General features: G+C 35.2%; 25 protein-coding genes, 1 pseudogene and 1 other annotated feature. Of the genes and pseudogenes, 22 read left to right on the plus strand and 4 right to left on the minus strand.

What is annotated here, in order from left to right:
- The first annotated feature begins 538 nt into the window (after positions 1-538).
- From JOC49_RS11855 to JOC49_RS13545, 7 genes are all read left to right on the plus strand, one after another.
- Entirely contained in the window at positions 539-2,950 is a 2,412-nt protein-coding gene (locus JOC49_RS11855) for a hypothetical protein (protein ID WP_204665246.1), read from the plus strand.
- An 87-nt stretch (positions 2,951-3,037) separates the two neighbouring features.
- A complete protein-coding gene (locus JOC49_RS11860; RefSeq protein WP_204665247.1) occupies positions 3,038-3,250 on the plus strand; it encodes a hypothetical protein in 213 nt (70 codons plus the stop codon).
- Positions 3,251-3,314: 64 nt separating this feature from the next.
- Positions 3,315-4,478 carry a sensor histidine kinase gene (locus tag JOC49_RS11865; RefSeq protein WP_204665248.1) on the plus strand — a complete coding sequence of 388 codons (1,164 nt, stop codon included), beginning with the start codon at positions 3,315-3,317 and terminating at the stop codon, positions 4,476-4,478.
- The gene (locus tag JOC49_RS11870; RefSeq protein ID WP_204665249.1) at positions 4,475-5,092 is read left to right on the plus strand and encodes a response regulator transcription factor; all 618 of its coding nucleotides are present in this window, start codon (positions 4,475-4,477) and stop codon (positions 5,090-5,092) included. Before JOC49_RS11865 ends, JOC49_RS11870 begins: the two co-directional genes overlap by 4 nt.
- A gap of 196 nt (positions 5,093-5,288) precedes the next feature.
- Positions 5,289-5,723, plus strand: coding sequence for a hypothetical protein (locus JOC49_RS11875; protein WP_204665250.1), 435 nt, complete (start codon positions 5,289-5,291; stop codon positions 5,721-5,723).
- Between the two features lie 13 nt (positions 5,724-5,736).
- Positions 5,737-5,904, plus strand: coding sequence for a hypothetical protein (locus JOC49_RS11880; protein ID WP_204665251.1), 168 nt, complete (start codon positions 5,737-5,739; stop codon positions 5,902-5,904).
- Between the two features lie 92 nt (positions 5,905-5,996).
- The gene (locus JOC49_RS13545; RefSeq protein WP_423875562.1) at positions 5,997-6,242 is read left to right on the plus strand and encodes a transposase; all 246 of its coding nucleotides are present in this window, start codon (positions 5,997-5,999) and stop codon (positions 6,240-6,242) included.
- Between the two features lie 21 nt (positions 6,243-6,263).
- Here the strand turns inward: JOC49_RS13545 and JOC49_RS13550 are convergent.
- The 3 genes and pseudogenes from JOC49_RS13550 to tnpA form a co-directional block, all read right to left on the minus strand.
- Positions 6,264-6,482, minus strand: a pseudogene (locus JOC49_RS13550) (IS66 family transposase); the annotation flags it as partial.
- The gene (tnpB, locus tag JOC49_RS11890; protein WP_204665253.1) at positions 6,467-6,766 is read right to left on the minus strand and encodes an IS66 family insertion sequence element accessory protein TnpB; all 300 of its coding nucleotides are present in this window, start codon (positions 6,764-6,766) and stop codon (positions 6,467-6,469) included. The gene tnpB and the pseudogene JOC49_RS13550, both read right to left, overlap by 16 nt.
- Complete coding sequence (gene tnpA / locus JOC49_RS13555; protein ID WP_423875564.1) at positions 6,759-7,061, minus strand: IS66 family insertion sequence element accessory protein TnpA; 303 nt, start codon at positions 7,059-7,061, stop codon at positions 6,759-6,761. Before tnpA ends, tnpB begins: the two co-directional genes overlap by 8 nt.
- Positions 7,062-7,372: 311 nt before the next feature.
- On the opposite strand from tnpA, the gene JOC49_RS11895 reads away from it, so the two are divergent.
- From JOC49_RS11895 to JOC49_RS11920, 6 genes are all read left to right on the plus strand, one after another.
- On the plus strand, positions 7,373-8,260 hold the full coding sequence (locus tag JOC49_RS11895; RefSeq protein ID WP_204665254.1) for a DegV family protein: 888 nt from the start codon (positions 7,373-7,375) through the stop codon (positions 8,258-8,260).
- A 33-nt stretch (positions 8,261-8,293) separates the two neighbouring features.
- Positions 8,294-9,121: an exodeoxyribonuclease III gene (locus JOC49_RS11900; protein WP_204665255.1), complete on the plus strand. Its 828-nt coding sequence runs from the start codon at positions 8,294-8,296 to the stop codon at positions 9,119-9,121.
- Positions 9,122-9,181: 60 nt separating this feature from the next.
- Positions 9,182-9,426 (plus strand) — a binding site (T-box leader).
- 55 nt (positions 9,427-9,481) lie between these two features.
- A complete protein-coding gene (gene trpB, locus JOC49_RS11905) occupies positions 9,482-10,669 on the plus strand; it encodes a tryptophan synthase subunit beta (protein ID WP_204665256.1) in 1,188 nt (395 codons plus the stop codon).
- 20 nt (positions 10,670-10,689) lie between these two features.
- On the plus strand, positions 10,690-11,130 hold the full coding sequence (locus JOC49_RS11910; protein ID WP_204665257.1) for a YaiI/YqxD family protein: 441 nt from the start codon (positions 10,690-10,692) through the stop codon (positions 11,128-11,130).
- Between the two features lie 31 nt (positions 11,131-11,161).
- Entirely contained in the window at positions 11,162-12,196 is a 1,035-nt protein-coding gene (locus tag JOC49_RS11915; protein WP_204665258.1) for a hypothetical protein, read from the plus strand.
- A 3-nt stretch (positions 12,197-12,199) separates the two neighbouring features.
- Positions 12,200-12,538, plus strand: a complete 339-nt coding sequence (locus tag JOC49_RS11920) for a hypothetical protein (protein WP_204665259.1) — start codon at positions 12,200-12,202, stop codon at positions 12,536-12,538.
- 170 nt (positions 12,539-12,708) lie between these two features.
- Here JOC49_RS11920 and JOC49_RS11925 read toward each other — a convergent pair whose 3' ends face one another.
- Positions 12,709-12,966, minus strand: coding sequence for a hypothetical protein (locus tag JOC49_RS11925; protein WP_204665260.1), 258 nt, complete (start codon positions 12,964-12,966; stop codon positions 12,709-12,711).
- Positions 12,967-12,991: 25 nt separating this feature from the next.
- On the opposite strand from JOC49_RS11925, the gene JOC49_RS11930 reads away from it, so the two are divergent.
- From JOC49_RS11930 to JOC49_RS11970, 9 genes are all read left to right on the plus strand, one after another.
- Complete coding sequence (locus tag JOC49_RS11930; RefSeq protein WP_204665261.1) at positions 12,992-13,759, plus strand: formate/nitrite transporter family protein; 768 nt, start codon at positions 12,992-12,994, stop codon at positions 13,757-13,759.
- Positions 13,760-13,843: 84 nt separating this feature from the next.
- Positions 13,844-14,932 carry a pyridoxal-phosphate dependent enzyme gene (locus tag JOC49_RS11935; RefSeq protein WP_204665262.1) on the plus strand — a complete coding sequence of 363 codons (1,089 nt, stop codon included), beginning with the start codon at positions 13,844-13,846 and terminating at the stop codon, positions 14,930-14,932.
- Positions 14,933-15,234: 302 nt separating this feature from the next.
- Positions 15,235-16,518, plus strand: coding sequence for a Y-family DNA polymerase (locus tag JOC49_RS11940; protein ID WP_204665263.1), 1,284 nt, complete (start codon positions 15,235-15,237; stop codon positions 16,516-16,518).
- The gene (locus tag JOC49_RS11945; protein ID WP_204665264.1) at positions 16,508-16,861 is read left to right on the plus strand and encodes a YolD-like family protein; all 354 of its coding nucleotides are present in this window, start codon (positions 16,508-16,510) and stop codon (positions 16,859-16,861) included. The genes JOC49_RS11940 and JOC49_RS11945 overlap by 11 nt, the downstream gene beginning before the upstream one ends.
- Positions 16,854-17,801 carry a VTT domain-containing protein gene (locus JOC49_RS11950; RefSeq protein WP_204665265.1) on the plus strand — a complete coding sequence of 316 codons (948 nt, stop codon included), beginning with the start codon at positions 16,854-16,856 and terminating at the stop codon, positions 17,799-17,801. The genes JOC49_RS11945 and JOC49_RS11950 overlap by 8 nt, the downstream gene beginning before the upstream one ends.
- Positions 17,802-17,827: 26 nt before the next feature.
- The gene (locus JOC49_RS11955; protein ID WP_204665266.1) at positions 17,828-18,688 is read left to right on the plus strand and encodes a damage-control phosphatase ARMT1 family protein; all 861 of its coding nucleotides are present in this window, start codon (positions 17,828-17,830) and stop codon (positions 18,686-18,688) included.
- Positions 18,689-18,757: 69 nt separating this feature from the next.
- Entirely contained in the window at positions 18,758-19,966 is a 1,209-nt protein-coding gene (locus JOC49_RS11960; protein ID WP_204665267.1) for an FprA family A-type flavoprotein, read from the plus strand.
- A 30-nt stretch (positions 19,967-19,996) separates the two neighbouring features.
- Positions 19,997-20,704: a B3/B4 domain-containing protein gene (locus JOC49_RS11965; RefSeq protein ID WP_204665268.1), complete on the plus strand. Its 708-nt coding sequence runs from the start codon at positions 19,997-19,999 to the stop codon at positions 20,702-20,704.
- Between the two features lie 16 nt (positions 20,705-20,720).
- Positions 20,721-21,185 carry a nitroreductase family protein gene (locus JOC49_RS11970; RefSeq protein WP_204665269.1) on the plus strand — a complete coding sequence of 155 codons (465 nt, stop codon included), beginning with the start codon at positions 20,721-20,723 and terminating at the stop codon, positions 21,183-21,185.
- Positions 21,186-21,238 lie beyond the last annotated feature (53 nt).

Here is a 21,238-nt window from a genome sequence, read left to right on the forward strand (position 1 = left end):
ATTCCTTCCATGATGTAATCCTTTCATAATCATAATCAAAACTCTTTGATTTTCCAAGAGTTTTTTGGAACTTACACACTTTATATTACACTGTCGACCAGGAGTGTTACAATTTAGCTTGACCAGAACACTTTACACGTTGTTTTGATGCGGGGATCTTCTTTCTTTTTACCATTGTTTGTAAGCCTCCATCTGGTCTTAGTTTATTATAACAAATCAAACTTTACACAGATAATCTTACAGATCATATTTGTCAACTGAAAAATAAACAATACTAAGGAGACTGTTTTTCTGTTGAAATAGCAAATGTTCTAGTGAACATAATATGTCAGATGACAAGTTTGTGACAGACAAGTAGTCTATGGACGTTTACAATATTAAGTGAGGAGGAAGATATTTTGTGAAGATCGTGAAAACAATACTTATGGTAATTTGACTTCTAAATTATTTCTAATGGAAATATAAAACTGCTTAAATCTGTCAGATGGTGTGATGTTTTGTAGAGGCCTTTCATATAACGAAAATAGGAGGTTTTGTTATGTATAAAAAAATTATAGCTTTTACTTTAGTGATGTGTATATTTCTAAGTGGATGTGCTAGTAAAAAAAGCAATGAAATTGAAGCTGTTGATAACAAGCAAGAAATAAAAGTAGCTTTTACAAACGATGATTCTGATAAAGAGGAAAAAGATATAGAGGGAGTAACGGAAGCAGAGGAAGAATTAGAAGAAATTGTAGAGCCTGTAGAAGTAGTGGAAGATCTATTACCAACGGATGAAGAAATGGAGCTTTTTAATACTTTGGCAGGAGGGTTCTTCTATTCAAAAAGTGATGATAAAGAATTTGAACTAGCAAGACAAGGTGCAATAGATATTTATAATAATCAGGTTATAGATCTATTAGAAGAATGCTTTGATTTATATAATGAACTTAATGGATATGAAGAACAAATACTGTTCTTTATTGATGATATAGATAAGTCAAGAACTGAATATAAGGAAGACTTCCAATTGATCTTAGATGAAATATTGTATTATAAAACAGTTATAAATGCAAAAATACATGAAGCAAATGGATATTTTGAGATTATAGAAAGCCATGATGAGAATAATATAAACAAAGCAGTTGTTGACGGAGAAGTGTTTGAGTGTACGGTGAGTGTTTATGATAATCTTGGGGAATATATATCATTTTTGGTTATAACCAGTGAGTACCTAGCAAGTGGAATAGCAAATAATTTTAATGAAATTTATGCCGATAGCATAAGAGAATATACGAATGCAGCTTTTCAACAATATGTGGTTAAAAGCCTTGTTGAAGTTAATCGAAGTTATCTTGTAATGTCAAAGATGTATGCTCATATAGCAAGTTCAGATTATTATGAAGGGTTAGAAATCAAAGAAAAAACCATTGAAAAACTTTCTAATATGGAGCAGACAGAAGATGTCGTAGAATTATTAAAGCTAGCAGAAATAGGGCAAAAAATACCTGATTACATAATTGAAATAAGTGAAAATACGGAAGATGAAGAAAGTGAAGAAAAGAAAATATCGTTTACATGGCCTTTTGGAATTATAGTGTTTGCAGAAGATGACATAAATACAATGGCAGTCAAATTCGCTTTATTAAAAAAAATTGCTGGTATGTATGACGATGAAATTGGATTAATAGAGTATACAGACGATGAAATGCTTAATATTATTTTTAATGCTAAAGACATGAGAGATAAATTAGTAAAAGAGCAAATTGATCATGTGCCTTCTTTAGCAGATTTAAACTTCGTTGTAACTGGACTACCGCCAAGAACAAAATTAACAATGAGAGAAAAAGAATTTGGACCTAATTATAATGCAAATTTTACTATGAAGTCTAATTATCAGATGATATTTGAGGATGATGATAATGAGACTTCTTCTACCCAAAACGTAGAAGAAGTAAAGACAGCACATAATAATATTAAAGCAGTAGAAATAGAAATCATTTCCATGAAGCAAAGAGATAAGTTTATAGAAGAACTAAAAAATGTACAAAGTTCAAAAGAAGCCTTAGGTGCAAGTGCAATGCTTATACTTCCTGAATGGGCTGGTGGAGGTGTAGACAAAGTATATAATAAAATTGTAGATGCATTTACTGATATGCTAAGTGAAAACAAAGTTAAAGTTAATGGCGAGGCTTTTGAAAAAATCGAAAGTCTATTAGAAAATGATTTAGAAGAGATATTAGGTGAGAAAAAATTTGAATTTGCGAATAGATTTTTGAATGGTTCGGCTGAAGAAATTGTAAATGGACTTTCTGACTGGATTAATAATTCTAGGAATAGAAAAGATTTAAAGATTGATAAAAACACACTTATAGATATGCTCGATGCTATGGGTTTTGTCCATGAAGGTGAAAAAGATGATAATAAAGAAGTCATTGTTGATGAAAAAGATATTCAAGAGTTCGTCTTTTATTCTCAAAAGACTGGATTAAAATCGCAAGAGCATAAGCTGTACCCTTATGAGGCTTATATCCGCAGAGATACAAGAAAATATCATAAAAACGGTAGTTTGGCACTTGTGGGTTCATACTTGCTTACAAAGCAAGCTGGACAGATGCTGATTGAGGAGTATATCTCCAATCTAAAAACCAGAGAGAGTGCTGGTAAGGATGGTTTCTGGCCTATACCATTGGAAGCTGCCAGGAAGGACTACTTTTCTATTGGGTTGCATGAATCCTACTTGGAAGATGGAAAAATTAGCTCTCAAGTAGAATTTGATGACGAAGGAAATGTAATTCTATCAAAAACTTGGTATTATCATGACAATGGCGTTGTCAAAAAATACTCTGAACTTGATGGAAGTCACTCAGGTGTGAAAATAACTTACGATACAGAAGGAAATAAACGAGTCACCAGCTTTTATGATCATAATAAGGAAACCAGCCGTATCAACCATTGGAGGGAGGATTAATGAAATGATACTGATTGGATTATGACAGTGAGATTAGCTCTAAGAACAATTTATTGAAGTATGTAATATTAGATTGAAGGTGTTGATATGGCGCAACTATATATCTTTACAGTAGTCAGTATGATTACATCCTTTGCCTTTGAAAGTCAGAACAAAGTAGATGTTAAAGATGCTATAATTGTAAGTGACAGTAGGATCATTTATGAAGCAATTAGGTCTCTATTTTACAATTTTGGCTTTTTTGTACTTGTCATTATACTGATTTTAGTTTTAATTAAAGTAAAAAGTAGAAGGAAGTGAAGGTGCTGATTCTCTTTTGTAGTAGGAACCAGTGAAAGGGTTTCTGAGTCGTAGGTGGATGATTATGGAAATGAACATGGATCAAAAATCGCATAAGTTTCTAACTTTTGTTATGTATGCAACTTATTTGGTTTCCTACCTTGTAATTGTCATGTTTAATGACGAACCTCTCCTACCGAGTTTTATTTTAACCCTGAATTTTCTGATACATATCATAAGTCATGTGAAGTTCTATTCACATGAAGGTGTTGATAAAAGAGCAAAGTTTGTTCTTGTTGTTCAAATGGTCATCGTTTTTATACTGGAGTATTTCGACAAGTCAACGTATGAGTTATTATTTCTATTTTTGCCAATAGCAGATTGCATATATGCCTTTAATTACAAATTCAGTGCTCTCTATACAGGCATAAGTTTAAGTCTTTTTTACCCCTATAATTTCATTGTTTATGAGAATACAATGAATTATCCCTATTCTGAGGGAATTGCCAAAGATATCATCATCAGTATTTTTGTATTGACGTTTTTGTATGTTTCAAGAGTTCAGATGATTGAAAAGATGAAATATAATCAGGTCTTAAAGGAGAGGAATAAAGCATTTGAAAAGCTTGAAGGGTATGCAAAAAAAATAGAGGAACTTGTCATCCATGAGGAGCGTTCAAGGATAGCGTACATGCTACATAACTCTATCGGTCACAAACTAGTCGCAATGAACTTATCACTTCAAGCTGAAAAAATGGAACTTGTAAACAATCATGTCCTTAATGAAGATGATTTTACCAGTATTGAAAAACAAATCAAGGATGCCATGGTTTTACTTAGAAGTACCATAGAAAATTCGAATAACTTTATAATTAGTTTAGAAATAGAAGACCTGATAGATATGCTGATTTCCAATCTTCAAAATGATCTATCCGTCGATATTAAGTACGCCCTTGAGGAGGTAGTGAAAATCCCCAAGATTTATAATGATATTATTTACAATATCCTGATAGAAAGTGTAACAAACTCACTAAAGCATGCAGATTGCAAGACGATTATTATTGGGATACGTTCAGATTCAGCGATTGAGATCACTATTGAAGATGATGGTAAGGGTTTTGAGAAAATTGTTGATGGCTTTGGTATAAGCCAACTCAAAAAGAAGGTATTAGAATTAGAAGGAGAATATATCATATCATCCAACAAAGGGTGTCTGGTAAAAGTTATTCTACCCATGGAGGCTTTATGAAGATTAGGATAATGATTGTAGATGATCATGAGCTGATTAGAGATAGTCTTAAAAGAATACTGAGTACAGAAGAAAACTTTGATGTTGTCGCCGTACATGAAAATGGGAAGAAGGCACTCGATTCAATAAAAGAAATACCAGTGGACCTTATACTGATGGATGCAGTTATGCCTGTTATGAGTGGTATTGAAAGTACAAAGCTTATTAAAAATATAAATAGTCAAGTGAAAGTTCTGATCTTGACAACTTTTTCTGATGAAAAATTGATCTTTGATGCTTTTGGTGCAAGGGTAGATGGCTATATACTTAAGGATATAAGAGGGATTAACCTGATAGAGGATATAAAAAAGTGTTTGAGCGGTGAAATTGTCATTCCAGAAGAAATTGCAATAAAATTAGCAAAAGCTGTTGGAAATTACTCTGATAGAGAGTTCTGCAATACTGAAAAAGAAATAATTAAGTTGTTAAAGGTGAATTATTCCAACAAAGAAATCGCTTCAAAGCTAAATTTAAGTTATGGGACTGTTAGAAACTACATCAGTGAAATTTATAAGAAGCTAGGGGAAAGTGATAGGAGAAAAGTCATCGAGCTTCTTAATAAAAAGAAAATCTAGTGAAAGTACTTCAATTAACAAGTAGTACAGTATCCCTATGCAACAGTAGTAAATAATCCAGTCATTAAGACCGAATTTATGTTTATGGTAATCTAAAAATGCAATAAATGGCAGTCAAAAATACAAAAAGTAATTGCCAGTACAAACCTAACAATATACCCTATTAAGTGACTAAGCTTATAGGGGAGGAAAGGAAGTGCTGACAATTACTCAAGTCAATTATATCCGAGAACTGTTCTTTTTGGAAGGTAAAACATACTCAAAAATCAACAAAATGACCGGAAAGAACTATCGCATCATCGTGAAATATGTTGGAATGGATGATTTCAACCAGAAACAACACAAAGCCAAAAGACCCAACAAGTCTGATCTTATTCGACCTATCATCAGAAAGTGGCTAATTGAGGATAAGTCAAGGCACCACAAGCAAAGACATACCGCAAAGAGAGTCTATGACAGGCTTAAGGAAGAGCATCCTGATATCTTAAAGGTCAAAGATAGAACTGTAAGAAGCATATTCAAGGAAGAAAAAGCAGCAATCGTCCTTGAAATAATTAGAGAAGAAGGTACATTAGCTGAAATTTCAAGAAAATATTATCGCACAGCCAGTGTTGAGCCGTTGGAGAGCTGAATTTATAGAGAATATGGCAACCGTATTCGATAAAAAAGGCGAATCAATCGACAAAGTGAAAGAAGAATACGAGGCGGAAAAGGAGCGCCTTGTCAAAAAGATTGGCGAACTCACATTGGATGTAGATTTCTTAAAAAAAAAGCACAAGCAGGTTTCCGAAATGAGGAAAAGAAAACCTTGATTGAATGGGAAAACAGACAGAATACCATCACTCGACAGTGTGAACTACTTGACTTACCTCGCTCAACTGCGTACCATATTCCAGTTGAAATAATGCCTTCTGAAGACGAGATTGCGATTAAAAACGCAATTGATCGAATTCACTACAGAGAACCGTCATATGATGTTCGAAGGATTAAAAAGGAGCTGCATAAACTCGGATACAATAGAGTTGGCAGAAGGCTTGTTAAAAGATATATGCAAGAGATGGACATCTACGAATTTTATCCCGGCCCTAATCTCAGCAAAAGAGCAAAGTGGATAGCCATCGGTCTGAAGGAAGCCTGTGAAGTTTTCTAAAAACTTTTGCGGATGCCTATTCGCCCGAGACTTCTGGTAATCATAAAGAAAGATTCTCTTTGAAGCCTTCTCACCAGTTGCATAAAGCCACATGTAATTGTTCTTGTTGTCCTTTTCATCAAGGCAGTTCAGAACGGTTTCATCGGCATGTACGATGTCTTCTCGAACCAAGTCATCATGTAACCTGTCGAACAAGGGTGTAAGCCATCTTTCAGTTCCTTTAATCACCCATGAAGCCACCTGAATGAGCGCTCATCGATGGAAATGTGAGTGCCACTTATATTTTCAGGCCATTTGAATCTATCTTTTTCAAGTCTTTTGTAGTGGAGCCAAAAACCACTTGTGTCCCATTCCAGAATCTTGATCTTGTCGCGCTTTCGGTTGCAAAATACGTAGAGATTTCTTGAAAAGGGATCAAGTTTGAATTTTTCCCTAACGATAACCGCCAAGCCGTCTATGGATTTTCTTAGATCGGTAGCACCAAGTGCAAGATAGACTTCTGTGACTCTATTACTGTTAAACATGTTTCATCAACACCGCTAAGACTGTAGATAAACTTTCTGGATCAAAGCCTGGGTTAACATCAACTACTGTTTTTTCAATATGAATACATAATGTTGATTTAATATTATTTTCATCGACATCTGATTCTGAACTTGTTATTATGGCCCATTTGGTTTCAGTTTGATCTGCTGTTTGGAGTTGTTTTGTTTCAGATATAAGTCGTCTTTTCCAGTAGCGAAAGTTATGAATGTTGACGTTATTCTGCTCACACCACTCGTGTTGTGTGAGTCCGCTTGAAATTTGATCTGAAACTATTTACTGCCAGTATTCAGAGTTTGCTTTTTTACTCATAAAAAAATCACCTCTTTTTTGAGATGATTTTATCGCTGGTGGATCAGCTTGAATATGTGCACTGGAATTTACGCTTACATTAAATGCGGATGATAATTTGGGTTGAAAACTCATATAAATCTCTTTTTTTAAATTTTATACTTTTATTATAGTCTGTATATAATATATGTCAATAATTGTGTGATTTTATCCTATGAGAGATTATAAGTATTTGTCAAAACCTACTTAAATACGGTAGAATGAATAGAGTAATTTATTTTAAAGGAGTGTCTATTATGTTGGATTATGTGTTGAGTTGTTGTTCTACAGCGGATATGTCATATGATTATTTTAAAGAAAGAAATATACCATATGTATGTTTTCACTATGTTTTAGATGGGAAAGTATATAAAGATGATTTGGGGCAAACGATATCTTTCAAGGAATTTTATAGCAGAATTGCAGCAGGCGCCATGCCTACAACTTCACAAGTGAATGTAGGCCAGTTTATGGATTATTTTGAACCTTTTTTAGAAAATGGAAATGATATTCTTCATATTTCCCTTTCATCAGGTTTGTCAGGCGAATATAATTCTGCACTTATTGCGAAGGCTGAACTTGAATCAAAATATCCGGATAGAAAAATTCTTGTGGTTGATTCTCTCGGTGCTTCATCTGGTTATGGTATGTTAACAGATTTAGCAGCTGACATGAGGGATAATGGAAGTTCTATTGAAGAAGTGTATCAGGCATTAGAAGACAGTAAATTGAGGATACACCATTGGTTCTTTTCTACAGATCTTACCCATTTTAAACGTGGCGGACGCATATCTGGTTCGTCAGCGGCTATTGGCAGCTTGCTTAACATCTGCCCATTATTGAATATGAGTTATGATGGGAAACTGGTTCCTCGAAAAAAAATTCGTGGTAAAAGTAAAGTTATTAGGGAAATTGTGAATATGATGGCGATTCATGCGGAGGATGGGCTAAATTACTCTGGAAAATGTTTTATTTCTCATTCAGAGTGTTATGATGATGCACGAAAAGTCGCAGATTTGATTGAAGAAAAGTTCTCATCATTAAACGGTCGTGTTGTCATCAACAGTGTTGGCACTGTAATAGGATCGCATACAGGACCGGGAACTGTAGCACTTTATTTTTTAGGCGATACACGTGTGGACTAGTTTTGTTGAAGTAAAAAAACAGGAGGGAAATTGATGAAGTTCATTTCATGGAATATTGATTCATTAAATGCCGCGTTGACAAGTGATTCAGCGCGCGCCTTATTATCTAAAGAAGTTTTAAATACGATTAAGGGGTACACCCCCGATGTTATTGCCCTACAGGAAACAAAATTATCTGGTAATGGGCCAACAAAAAAACATTTTGAAATATTGGCTGACTTATTTCCGGATTATGAAACTGTATGGAACAGTTCAGTGGAACCTGCTCGCAAGGGATATGCTGGGACAATGTTTTTATATAAAAATAGTTTGGCACCTGCTGTTAGCTATCCAATAATTGGCGCACCAGGCACTATGGACTCTGAAGGGCGCCTCATTACCTTGGAGTTTGATGATTTCTTCCTGACGCAGGTCTATACGCCTAATGCAGGAGATGGACTTAACCGGTTGAAGGACCGTCAAATTTGGGATCAAAAATATGCAGAGTATCTAGAAAATCTAGACAAAGAAAAGTATGTTGTTGCAACGGGAGATTACAATGTAGCTCATAAAGAAATAGATTTGGCCCATCCAAATAACAACCGAAATTCTCCAGGATTTACGGATGAAGAGCGTGAAGGTTTTACAAATTTACTCGCAAAGGGATTTACAGATACGTTTAGGTTTGTTCATGGGGATATAGCGGATGCTTATACTTGGTGGGCTCAAAGAGTTAAGACCAGTAAAACAAATAATTCAGGCTGGAGGATTGATTACTGGTTAGTGAGCAATCGTATTGCAGATAAAATTTTAAAATCTGAAATGATTGATTCAGGGCCGAGACAAGATCATACACCAATATTGCTTGAGATAAATTTATAAGATTTTAATAAATAACTTGCGTTTTTTCAATACCTACTGTAAAATACAAACTAACTTCATAATAAAGCGTTGATAGAGAAGAGTAAATAAATGGCACACTTGTAGAGAGTTAACCGGTGGTGGAAGGTTGATAGTGTAATGTTTATCGAATGGACTCTTGAGTGGAAACCGAAATTAGAAGTAGGGGACACGGGTTCTCCCGTTACAGAGATAGAATATCGGTAGTTTTACCCGTATTCGATTTTGAGAAAAGGGTCTTTTGATCCGTTTATTAAGAGGTGGCACCGCGAGCAATCGCCCTCTACATGCTAACGCATGTAGGGGGCTTTTTTAGTGTTTAAAATTAAAAAGGAGCGTATTATGAAAACACAAGCATACACTGGTAATGGAAATTTTGGCATATTTGGCGGTCGTTATGTCCCAAAAGTTTTAGAAAAATCGTTGAATGAGGTTGAGAAAGCTTTTAAACATTTCAATAATGATCCTGAATTTTTAAAGGAACTGCAGAGCCTTCAGAAAGATTATGTTGGGCGGTCAAATCCTTTGACATACGCAAAAAACTTAAGTGAGGCCTTAGGTGGTGCTAGAATTTATTTGAAGCGAGAAGATTTAAATCATACGGGTGCCCATAAAATTAACAATTGTATTGGCCAAGTTCTACTCGCCAAACGCATGGGAAAAACGCGAATTATTGCGGAAACTGGCGCAGGTCAGCATGGCGTTGCTACGGCAACTGTTTGTGCACTGTTTGGCCTATCTTGTACCATATACATGGGGAGTGAAGACATGGAAAGGCAACGGCTAAATGTTTTTCGAATGGAACTTCTTGGTGCAGAAGTTGTGCCAGCAACGCTGGGGAGAAAGACGTTGAAAGATGCTGTTGATGCCGCTCTAAATGATTATATTCAATATTCAGAGTCGACTTATTATTTACTTGGATCAGCAGTTGGCCCGCATCCGTATCCCTTGATGGTTAGAACGTTTCAGAGTATAATTGGAGAAGAAGCAAGAGCACAAATGCTTGAAAAAGTAGGGCGATTGCCGGATTATTTAGTGGCTTGTGTCGGAGGAGGGAGTAATGCAATCGGCATGTTTCATCCTTTTTATGAAGATTCTTCCGTAAAAATTATTGGTGTTGAACCTGCTGGGAAGGGGCTTGATACAGGTGAACATGCAGCTTCTCTTACACTGGGAAAAAAAGGATTGATTCATGGGTTTAAATGCTATACTTTGCAAGATGAAAATGGCGATCCGCTTCCAGTGCATTCTATTGCTGCTGGTCTGGACTATCCAGGAGTTGGTCCTGAGCATTGTGCTTATAAGGACAGTGGTAGAGCTACCTACGAATCTGTAACAGATGAAGAGGCTTTAGATGCTTTTCTGACACTTAGTAAATCGGAAGGAATTATTCCTGCTCTTGAAAGTGCCCATGCAGTTGCTTATGCTATAAAACAAGCGCCTAAATTATCAAAAGATAAGATTATTCTTGTGAATCTATCTGGTAGGGGCGATAAAGATGTACAACAAGTTCAGAAAATGCTTGTATAAGCTAAAGAAAGGGAATTAAGATGAGAATATGGATTGATGCAGATGGGTGTCCAGTTGTGAATCAAACGATTATAATCGCAAAACGCTTGGGTATTTCTGTAACAGTAGTTAAAAATCATGCGGTTTCGTTTGAAAGCAATTATGCAACTGTAATTACAGTTGATGTTTCCCGTGATGCAGCGGATTATTATATTGCAAATCACCTTGAGACCAATGATTTAGTTGTAACACAAGACAATGGACTGGCAGCTATGGTATTGGCTAAAAAAGGGTTATGTATCAATCAAAATGGAAAAGAAATTCATAAAAACAATATTGATTTTGTGTTGGATTCAAGGCATCAGGGGCGTGTGGCAAGACTTAAAAACCAAAGGGGACCTAGACATAAAAAACGGACCAAAGCTGATGATCAAGCGTTTGAGAATGGTTTGCTATCGATAATAGAATCGAACGTTATATAATTGAATGACACATTATTATTTTGGAGGGGCTATGCGAGGAGAAGGATTACTGATTTTAGTTATAATATTTAGTATTTACGTACTGTATGATTTTTTTTCTGTCAAGAGATATGAGAGGCTCGCACAAGAATCAAAAATAGGGCTAGGGTTTTTGACGAATATCTTGACTTTATCGGGTTTGATGAATTTGTTTTCACTTTGGAATATACAAATTCCTTTTATATTCTATCTAAGCACGATGTTAGTTTTATCAATTCTTATGCAAGTTTTGTCCATATATTATGGGGGATTTACATATAAAATACCTTTTGACGATACAGATGAACTTTCAGTTATATTAAAAAAAATACTTTGGTATCATGGTCACAGAGAAGTTGATCCAATTCTAGAAGCGAATGAAACTAAATTTGTTTTTCCTGGGGAAAAGAAATCTATTGAAATGGCATTTCACGAAGGTGTAATTTCACGTAAAAGTCATCACACACTTAAATTTAAAAGATGGGGAGATAAAGCTTCTAAAGAAGAAATTTTAGAATCACTTGACGAAAAATTAGGTCAATATGAAGTGGCATTACCGGTATCGTCTTCTAAATCTTTTGAGCTCATAGGTGCCATCGTACTTTTGGTAGCAAGCATTTTATACTTTAATTATGAGGCTGTAAGTCCTTCTGTAATAAGTGTCTTTGATGAATCATCTTCAGTTGAAGTATTAGAACTTTCAGATTATGATATTGTAATTAATGAATCTGCTGTTTTGATGACTTTTGAAGAACACTATAAAAACGCAGATGCTCATTATACCAAATACATTAAGTTTGAAAATTTTGACGATAAGAGCATTAAAGTATCCTATGGTGATACAAGCAAGACGCTTTTCGTTGGCCCTAAATCCAGTTATCTTTATGTGAATTATGAAGACCTTAAAAACAAATCGTCATGGGACCGATTTAAGATTTCATTATATGAATTATATGGTAAAAAAGAGGGTGTTTTTTACGCTGTAGAGGTCTATGATCAAACACTTTATGCACAGCTTTTGCAGATTGTAAATAGAATAGAGGATTAAATAATGCTGGTAAAAATGAGACCTCAATATTTTGATAATTTTTTCTTGAATCTGTATCCCTATGTTCAGCCTTCAATGGCTCATGCAAAGAGACCGATACTGCTGTATATAATGACTTTAGGCGGGGAAGTAGATATGCCTACGTTTAATAAAATAAAAAACATACTTTATTATGAAACTCGAGTTTTAAAAGATGAGCAAGGAACCTTTATAATTGAAATGGGTCAGTTTGAGACAGAAGAAGCTGCGCAAGAACTTGTCGAAACCTTAACTGTTGATTTTGACGAATCTTTCATTATAGAAGAACGCCAAGAAAATGATATTCCAAACCAGATACAATAAATCTTAATAAGTTTTTTTCTAATATGAGCGGCTTTTCTATAGAGCCGCTCTATTATTGTGTTATAATAACTTGACTTTTGCAGAAAAACCACAAAAGAAACCCTTGAACCCACTGAAAATAGTGTGTTTCAAGGGTTTCTTTTTTTACGTTTTTTTGTAGGGTAACAGGTCTAAATTTTGGTTTCTGAAATATTTTTTTTGATCTGTTGTAAAGTTCTTATCTTTGTTGAAAAATCAATGTCTGCAGCTTGTCCGATGTCTTCTAATACCTCATCATAATAATCGAATAAGTAGTAGTTCTGGTCCACGTTGGTACAAGTGCATTTTTTAAGACTTTCAATCATCTTTGCGATACTATGTTTAACTTCTGTTATTTTTGTGATGAGAGTTATTGAAAAATCATAAAAAATAGCATATGATAAAGTCATTGCGTATTTAAGAAAGGATGGAATTATGTATACAGAAACGATGAACAGACTATCAGATGCAGCTCGTAATAAGATTGATTTTTTAAATCGCTCGTTTGGAAAGTACTTTATATCATCATTGTGGGCAGGTGCTTTTGTTGGCTTAGGCATATTTTTGATCATGGTAATTGGTGGAATTGGAATGGTTTCAGGTAGTGCCTATACAAAGATGCTCATGGGTGTTTCATTTGGCGTTGCCTTAAGCCTTGTAATTATGTCAGGAACAGAGCTTTTTACAGGTAATACTATGGTCATGACTGTTGGAACGCTTGATAAGTCCACAAATTGGAAGCAAACATTTAAAGTTTGGGGCTCAAGTTATGTTGGAAATTTTGCCGGGGCTTTAGTGGTTGCGCTTTTGATTCTTGGAACACAGATAAATGGAAGTGCTTCAGGCGATTTTATTGTAAATTTGTCTGAGGCTAAAATGAACCAGTCATTTTGGACCTTGTTTTTCAAAGGTGTATTATGTAATATTTTAGTTTGTTTGGCTGTTCTTAGCAATTATAGACTAAAGAGCGAATCGGCTCGATTTATAATGGTTTTTTGGTGTCTTTTTGCTTTTATAACATCTGGATTTGAGCATAGTGTTGCGAATATGACTGTATTTTTAATGGGATTGATGCTGGAACACCCTGATTCTGTATCTCTTATTGGAATGGCTAATAATCTAATTCCGGTTACATTAGGAAATATAGCGGGAGGGTCAATCTTTATGGGGGCATCTATTTATTATATGGGAAAAGAAGCTTAAAATCTATTGAACGCGCCTTAGGCGCGTTTTTTTATTGAATTGTGATATAATTCAGTTAAGACTATAATAGGGCGGGTGATAAATGTGAATTATATTTGTAGCAAATGTGGTTTAAAAGAAGATGTTTTTACCCACAAATCCAAGTGCGCATGTGGTGGTTTATGGAAACTGGATTTTGTCCCACCAAAATTTGATCTAGGACTTGTAGATCATACCACATGGGGTATGTTTAGATATCGCGCATTTATGCCTTTGCTTGATGACTCGTGGAAATCTGTGACACTTGGAGAGGGACTAACCCCAATCATTAAACTGAATGAAGCTGTTATGCTAAAAATGGATTACTTCATGCCAACCCTATCATTTAAAGACCGAGGTGCTGCAATGCTTATTTCACATTGCAAATCAATTGGGATAGATTCAGTTGTGCAGGACAGCAGTGGTAATGCAGGAAATAGTGTTGCAGCCTACTGTGCGAAAGCTGGTATTTCATGTGAAATTTTTGTACCCGAAGGGACTTCGGTTAAGAAAATCGACATGATTAAAGTGAATGGTGCTAAAGCTACAATTGTTCAAGGCTCCAGAGATTATTGTGCGGATGTTTGTAGAAAGAAAGTTGAAGAGGACAGTATCTATTATGCCAATCATGTGTACAACCCATTTTTTTATGAAGGCACTAAAACCTATATATATGAAGTGTATGAACAGCTAAATAGAATTCCTTCTAATTTAATTGTGCCAATTGGTAATGGCACCTTATTTATTGGAATTCTAAAAGGTTTAGAAGAGCTTCTAAGGAGTGGCGCAATTGAAAAAATGCCTCAAATTATAGGGGTTCAAAGTCAAAATTGCAATCCTTTGGTTAAAGCTTTAGCTTCTCATAATAAGTTTCCAGTGCCTGTAACGCCAACACATACTCTTGCAGAAGGAATAGCCATTGGACGCCCAATGCGTGGAGAAGAAATTCTTGCGTATGTTTATCAGTATGATATAGACCTTATTTCAGTTTCTGAAGATGGTATTTTAGAAGCCAGAGAAAAACTTTCGCGTAAAGGGATTTACTGTGAACCAACAACTGCAGCAAATTATGCAGCGTATTTAAAATACAGTGAAATAAATGGAAAGCTATTGGATTGTTTAATTCCAATGTGTGGGTCAGGGCTAAAAAAATAAACGCCGTGAGTCTCTAATCACGGCGTTTATTTTATATTTTAAGTAGGGGGTTGTTATTTTTTTACCTTTGTTATAGGTGCTTGTTGGTAAATGTTCATCATCTCTGACATATCAAATCCTCCTTGAGAATCAATTTCATTTAAGTGACACTCTTATTATGCCCTTTAAAAGTAAACAGGACATAAAAGGGGCGTAAAGAAATGTTAAACAGTTCATGAACAAATTTATGAAACTTAAAATACAGAACACTTGTTCTCATTCTCTTTTTTAGGTATACTATAACTGAATAGGAGCGTGAGATCATGAAAAATCGTACATATATCTGTATTGACCTTAAATCTTTTTATGCTTCAGTTGAATGTGTTGAACGTGGACTCGATCCAATGTCAACCCATTTGGTTGTTGCCGACCCTGAGCGTTCTGAAAAAACCATTTGTCTTGCAATTACACCTTCTATGAAAAAACTTGGTATTAAGAATCGGTGTCGTATTTTTGAAATACCAAAGCATTTAGACTATATTATAGCATCGCCAAGAATGCAGAAGTATATTGACTATTCTGCTGAAATTTATGCTATTTATTTAAGATATGTTTCAAAAGATGATATTCATATATATTCTATTGATGAAGCTTTTCTTGATCTTACTGAATATCTTAAAACGTATCATATGACTGCAAAAGAAATGGCTTTGATGCTCATGGATAAAATACTTGAAGAAGTAGGTGTGCGAGCAACTTGTGGAATTGGTACAAATTTATATTTGGCCAAAATTGCACTGGACATTACTGCAAAACACGCACCTGACTTTATTGGAATTCTTGATGAAGAGGCTTATCGAAAGTTATTATGGGACTATAAACCACTTCAAGATTTTTGGAGGATAGGGAAAGGGACAGCCAAAACACTGGAACGTTATGGAATTACAACCATGAGGCAAATAGCAGAAATGGATGAAGCTTTTCTTTATAGGCTCTTTGGCATTGATGCTGAATTGCTTATTAACCATGCTTGGGGACTGGAACCAGTTACAATCAAGGACATTAAGGCTTATAAACCGAAATCGAATTGCATATCAAGTGGTCAAGTGCTCATGAGGGATTATAATTTTGATGAAGGTAAACTGATTGTTCGTGAAATGATGGATTTACTTTGTTTGGATCTTGTAGATAAGGGCCTGATTACAGCTTCTGTAACCGTTCAAATTGGGTATTCAAATGCACTTCATACCCCACCTGCAAAAGGGACTATAAAATTTGATAGGGCGACCAGTGCGGACAGAATTATTTTGCCTGCAGTTACGAGTCTTTATAATCGCATTGTCGATCAAAATAAACCCGTCCGTAGGATAAACATCACTTGTAACCATGTGACTGCCTACATGCCAGATGACTTTTCTCAAATGAGCCTATTTGATAACTCTTTTGAAGACAAGTCAAATGCACGCAACAACAAGGTTCAAAAAGCAGTCTTGAGTATAAAAAAGAAATATGGCAAAAATTCGATTTTAAAAGGAATGAACTATTCCGATGCTGCGACAACGCGAGATCGTAATCGTCAAATAGGGGGACACAAAAGTGGCGAATAAACCTAAAATGCCTATGCCTATTGGTGATCGTGCCAAACAATTTATGCCCTTTGCTGCTGTTAAGGGTTTGAATGAAGCACTTCAAAAGAAGGAAAGAATAGCGCGGTTTAAAAGTGAATTGACAGATGACATGGCGATGGTGTTAAACGAAAAATTTCATAAACTACGCAAAGGCACTTTGGTTCATATAACTTATTTTTTAAAGGACGACTTTGTAGTTTTAACAGGTCAGATTACGAGAATTGATAACGTGTATCGCACCATAAATATCGATGACACAGAGATTAGCATAGATGCAATAACCCGTATAGATTGTATTAAAAATAGGAGTTCGGATGATTGATTTTAAGAACATTAGAAATGTAATTCCTGCACTTTTTATTGCTATAAAAAAGAAAGAAACCCCTTTGCTGGCTAAAGTTTTTGCCGGCATAGCAGTTGTATATGCACTCTCTCCAATAGATCTGATTCCAGATGCAGTTCCTATTTTTGGCTTGATGGATGATTTTATAATAATACCGATTTTAACAATTATCGCGCTTAAGTTTATTCCGAACCATATTTTAGAGACTTGTGTAAAAGAGGCTCAAGAAATTCGAGCGGAAGGAATTCAGAAAAAATGGGTTTATGCCATTCCCATTATTTTGATATGGGGCATAGTCATTTTTTTTGTAGGTCGATTTTTTATGACGGTTAATCCAAGTGAAGTCATTGATTTTATAAACGCCTCAGCAAGCAGAGGTCTTATAGTTCTAATTGGGCTTTACAGTTTAAAAGCAGTGACTTTTGTTATACCTGTAGCACTTTTGTTCATTGCATCAGGCGCTTTCTTACCAATTTTTCAAGCCATTATTTTAACGTATGCTTTAATTGCGATTGAGTTTTCTTTAACATTTTATATTGGGCGACGACTCGGTCAAGAAAGGGTTTCCGTTTTTTTGTCAAAAAATAAAAGAACACAAAAATTGCTTACCATGAACCTAGAAGAAGGATTTTTAGTTACCATGATTTTAAGGATTATACCAAATCCCTCTTTGGACCTAGTCAGTCTTATATTGAGTACAACAAATGTCAAATACAAAACCTTTATTTTAGCATCACTTGTAGGTGTATCTCCAAGTTTACTAACTTATATATTTATTGGCGATGCAATTTGGGATCCGCTATCTATGGCTTTTCTAGTGCCTATTTTAATCAGATTGGTTCTTAGCATCAGCACACTTGCGTATTACAGGACTAGTGCGCGATTTAAAAGAATTAGATCATTTAAACAAGTTACATAAATTTTTACAAAGGAGCGTTTAGAATTTTGAAAATAAAACATGAATGTATCCCATGCTTAATTAGACAAGCTATTGAGATATCAGATTTTTTGATTGAAGATCCTGAAAAAAAGAAAGATGTCATTAGGTTTACTTTAAAGATGTTAAGTGAAATATCATTTGAAGAAACTGCCCCTTATTTGGCAATGAAAGTACATCATTATGTTAAGTCGATATCGGGAAATATGGACCCCTACAAGCCCTTTAAAGTTAAATTCAATCAAATCGCAGAGGATTTGATTGCATCTATGAGATTAAGGGAACTGGTTGCAAACAGCAAATTTCCATTTGACACAGCTTGCCGGTTGGCTATCGCGGGAAATGTTATTGACTTTGGACTTGAAATAACAATTGATCAAGATAAAGTTGAACGGTCAATAGCAAGTGGTTTATCGTGTGATTTGCATGGCATGGAGACGGAGATTCTATACAAACGGATTGAAAAAGCAAAAAATATTATGGTTATTACAGACAATGCTGGTGAAATTGTATTTGACAAGTTGTTAATTGAACAAATGCCGATGAAAAAAATTGTTTACGTTGTAAAAGGTGGACCAATAGTAAACGATGCAACGATAGAGGATGCAATAGATGTCGGGATGACAAAATTAGTAACGGTAATAGATAATGGATTGGCAGCTCAGGGGACAATTATGGAACTTGTGTCAAATTCTTTTTTAGAGGCTTTCACTTCTGCTGACCTGATATTAGCAAAGGGACAGGCGAATTTTGAAACTTTGAGTGATTTGAAAGATTCACGCATTGTTTTTTTACTAAAAGCAAAATGCAAGTCCATTGCAGATGAAATCGGATGTCAAAAAGGGGATTATGTAATTGGTGGTGTCTAGTAGGGAAATATGATATAATCATATAGATGATAACTATTATCAATTATAAATCTTATAGGAGTTTATATCATGAAAATTACAGAAATATCAAAAGGAATAACACAATTGTCAGTTAATATTAAAGATATTTTATTTGAAAGTTTATGGGAGATGCCAAATGGTGTAACCATTAATTCATACGTTGTAAAGGGCGAAAAGACAGCGTTGGTAGATGGCGTCTGTGGTTGGGATGGAGTTCCTGAATCCTTGTTTAAGTTGTTGGATGAGATTGATGTGGACATCAAATCAATTGAATATTTAGTTTTAAATCATTTGGAACCTGATCATGCTGGATGGATTGAGGATTTGCTAAAAGTACACCAAGATTTTCAGGTGATTTGTACCGATAAGGGCGCCGATATATTTGAAGCTTTTTTTGATACAGATGTTAAAGTTCACAGAGTCAAGGATGGTGACGTCATTGACCTCGGGGATGGAAAAGTGTTGTCTTTTACCACAATTCCACATGTACATTGGCCAGATGCTATGGTATCTTATGAACGTTCTTCTCAAGTCCTCTTTACTTGTGATGCTTTTGGAAGTTTTGGAATTTTTGAGAAATCTACTGTTGATGATGCGTACACTGATGCAGAAATTTTGAGCTACGAAAGGGATACAATCCGTTACTATTCCAACATCATTGCAGCATTTTCACCATTTGTGCTTAAGGCGATTGAAAAACTTGAAAATTTGGAAATATTTGCGATTGCACCTGGACATGGATTGGTTTGGAAATCTAGAGCAAAGAAAATTTTAGAGGATTATAAAACCTATGCGCTTTATCAAAAGGGAAGTGCAAGAAAAGAAATTACACTTATTTGGGGCAGCATGTATGGCATGACAGCTGAAGCTGTACAGTTTGTAGAAAAAAGATTAAAAGCATCTGGTATTAAATATCATATTCACCAAGTTCCTGAAACCTCATGGGGAGAAGTTTTGACTTCTGTGTGGACATCTTCTGCGGTAATTTTAGGAATGCCAACTTACGAGTATAAAATGTTTCCACCAATGTCAGCCGTACTTGAGGAACTGGGAAAGAAAAAAGTTCAAGGGAGGAAAGCCTTCCGTTTCGGATCCTATGGGTGGTCTGGTGGTGCACAGAAAGAACTGGAAGAAATCAATGACAGACTTAAACTAAACTGGACTTTTATCGAGAGTTATGAGTTTAAAGGAAAGGCTCGAGATGAGGATTTGAAAATTATTGAAGGGCGTGTGACTGAATTAATAGACATGTTGTAAATTGGTTATAATAAAGACAAAGGAGATTTTATGAAAAAATTTATTGTAGAAAATGATTTTTGGGACTTGTTTCCCAAATCTAAAATTGGAGTTGTTGTTCTAAATGGAATAGACAATACAATCAGAGATAATTCAGAGTATGAACAGATATTGAAGTTGGCAGGCAAAGAAGCAGAAAAATATTTTTTAGAGGCAGTTTTCAGTGAAAATGAAGTCATTAAAGTTTGGCGTGAGGCATTTCAAAAATTTAAAACAAAGAAAGGTGCAAGATCATCTATTGAAGCTTTATTAAAACGTGTTCAAAAAGGTGACTCAATTGGTACAATTAATCCACTAGTTGATATATATAATTCAATCTCACTTAAATACGGTTTACCATGTGGTGGTGAAGATATTGAGACATTTCAAGGTGACGTAAAGTTAACCAAGGCATTTGGTGATGAGTCTTTTGTTACTTTAGGGTCTGATGAAAGTGCACCGCCGTATAAAGATGAAATCATATATAAAGACGATGCAGGTGCAATATGCAGATGCTGGAATTGGCGCGAATCTGTTAGAACCATGCTGACTGAAAAAACAAAAGATGCTTTTTTATGTATTGAACTTGTTGATGATACCCGTCAAGAGATACTTGCTGCTGCTCTTGAAGAACTGGCTTTTTTAGCCACAAAGCACTTAGGTGGTACGTATGAAATTTCAGTTGTTGACATTAACCATAGAGAAATAGATATTATGTAACAACGAAGGAGTCGTTATGTTTAAAACGCGTAGAAGTATCAGAAAATATAAGGACATTCCAATCGAAAATGATAAGTTGGATATGATTTTGCAAAGCACATTGTGCGCTCCAACTTCAAAAAATAGAAGGCCTTGGGAATTTATAGTTGTCCAAGATAAGAGCACGCTTAATCAAGTATCTAAAGTGCGGGAAGTTGGAAGTGCTTTTTTAAAAGACGCAAGCTGTGCGATTTTAGTTTTAGCCAATACGAGCTTGTCTGAAGTATGGATTGAAGACACTTCAATTGCAGGATTTGCAATTCAGTTGGCGGCACAAGAACAGGGTCTTGGGAGTTGTTGGGTACAGATTAGGGAACGCAATCACAATGAAATTATAAGTGCATCTGACTATTTGAAAGACTTATTAAATATACCAGATAATTTTGAAGTGGCCTGTATAATACCTAGATTCTACGTGCAATCTACTCATATAACCCTTTAAGCAAGTATTTATAATCGTTAAGCCAAAACCATTCTTTCACCCAATGGGTGAAA

This window comes from Fusibacter tunisiensis (assembly GCF_016908355.1).
Lineage (GTDB): Bacteria > Bacillota > Clostridia > Peptostreptococcales > Acidaminobacteraceae > Fusibacter_D > Fusibacter_D tunisiensis.

What these genes read in the sequence shown, in the direction of transcription:
- JOC49_RS11855 (WP_204665246.1), top strand. Translation starts at nt 539, where the DNA reads ATGTATAAAAAAATTATAGCTTTTACTTTAGTGATGTGTATATTTCTA.
- JOC49_RS11860 (WP_204665247.1), top strand. Translation starts at nt 3,038, where the DNA reads ATGGCGCAACTATATATCTTTACAGTAGTCAGTATGATTACATCCTTT.
- JOC49_RS11865 (WP_204665248.1), top strand. Translation starts at nt 3,315, where the DNA reads ATGGAAATGAACATGGATCAAAAATCGCATAAGTTTCTAACTTTTGTT.
- JOC49_RS11870 (WP_204665249.1), top strand. Translation starts at nt 4,475, where the DNA reads ATGAAGATTAGGATAATGATTGTAGATGATCATGAGCTGATTAGAGAT.
- JOC49_RS11880 (WP_204665251.1), top strand. Translation starts at nt 5,737, where the DNA reads ATGGCAACCGTATTCGATAAAAAAGGCGAATCAATCGACAAAGTGAAA.
- JOC49_RS13545 (WP_423875562.1), top strand. Translation starts at nt 5,997, where the DNA reads ATGCCTTCTGAAGACGAGATTGCGATTAAAAACGCAATTGATCGAATT.
- tnpB (WP_204665253.1), bottom strand. Translation starts at nt 6,766, where the DNA reads ATGTTTAACAGTAATAGAGTCACAGAAGTCTATCTTGCACTTGGTGCT.
- JOC49_RS11895 (WP_204665254.1), top strand. Translation starts at nt 7,373, where the DNA reads ATGTTGGATTATGTGTTGAGTTGTTGTTCTACAGCGGATATGTCATAT.
- JOC49_RS11900 (WP_204665255.1), top strand. Translation starts at nt 8,294, where the DNA reads ATGAAGTTCATTTCATGGAATATTGATTCATTAAATGCCGCGTTGACA.
- trpB (WP_204665256.1), top strand. Translation starts at nt 9,482, where the DNA reads ATGAAAACACAAGCATACACTGGTAATGGAAATTTTGGCATATTTGGC.
- JOC49_RS11910 (WP_204665257.1), top strand. Translation starts at nt 10,690, where the DNA reads ATGAGAATATGGATTGATGCAGATGGGTGTCCAGTTGTGAATCAAACG.
- JOC49_RS11915 (WP_204665258.1), top strand. Translation starts at nt 11,162, where the DNA reads ATGCGAGGAGAAGGATTACTGATTTTAGTTATAATATTTAGTATTTAC.
- JOC49_RS11920 (WP_204665259.1), top strand. Translation starts at nt 12,200, where the DNA reads ATGCTGGTAAAAATGAGACCTCAATATTTTGATAATTTTTTCTTGAAT.
- JOC49_RS11925 (WP_204665260.1), bottom strand. Translation starts at nt 12,966, where the DNA reads ATGACTTTATCATATGCTATTTTTTATGATTTTTCAATAACTCTCATC.
- JOC49_RS11930 (WP_204665261.1), top strand. Translation starts at nt 12,992, where the DNA reads ATGTATACAGAAACGATGAACAGACTATCAGATGCAGCTCGTAATAAG.
- JOC49_RS11940 (WP_204665263.1), top strand. Translation starts at nt 15,235, where the DNA reads ATGAAAAATCGTACATATATCTGTATTGACCTTAAATCTTTTTATGCT.
- JOC49_RS11950 (WP_204665265.1), top strand. Translation starts at nt 16,854, where the DNA reads ATGATTGATTTTAAGAACATTAGAAATGTAATTCCTGCACTTTTTATT.
- JOC49_RS11960 (WP_204665267.1), top strand. Translation starts at nt 18,758, where the DNA reads ATGAAAATTACAGAAATATCAAAAGGAATAACACAATTGTCAGTTAAT.
- JOC49_RS11965 (WP_204665268.1), top strand. Translation starts at nt 19,997, where the DNA reads ATGAAAAAATTTATTGTAGAAAATGATTTTTGGGACTTGTTTCCCAAA.
- JOC49_RS11970 (WP_204665269.1), top strand. Translation starts at nt 20,721, where the DNA reads ATGTTTAAAACGCGTAGAAGTATCAGAAAATATAAGGACATTCCAATC.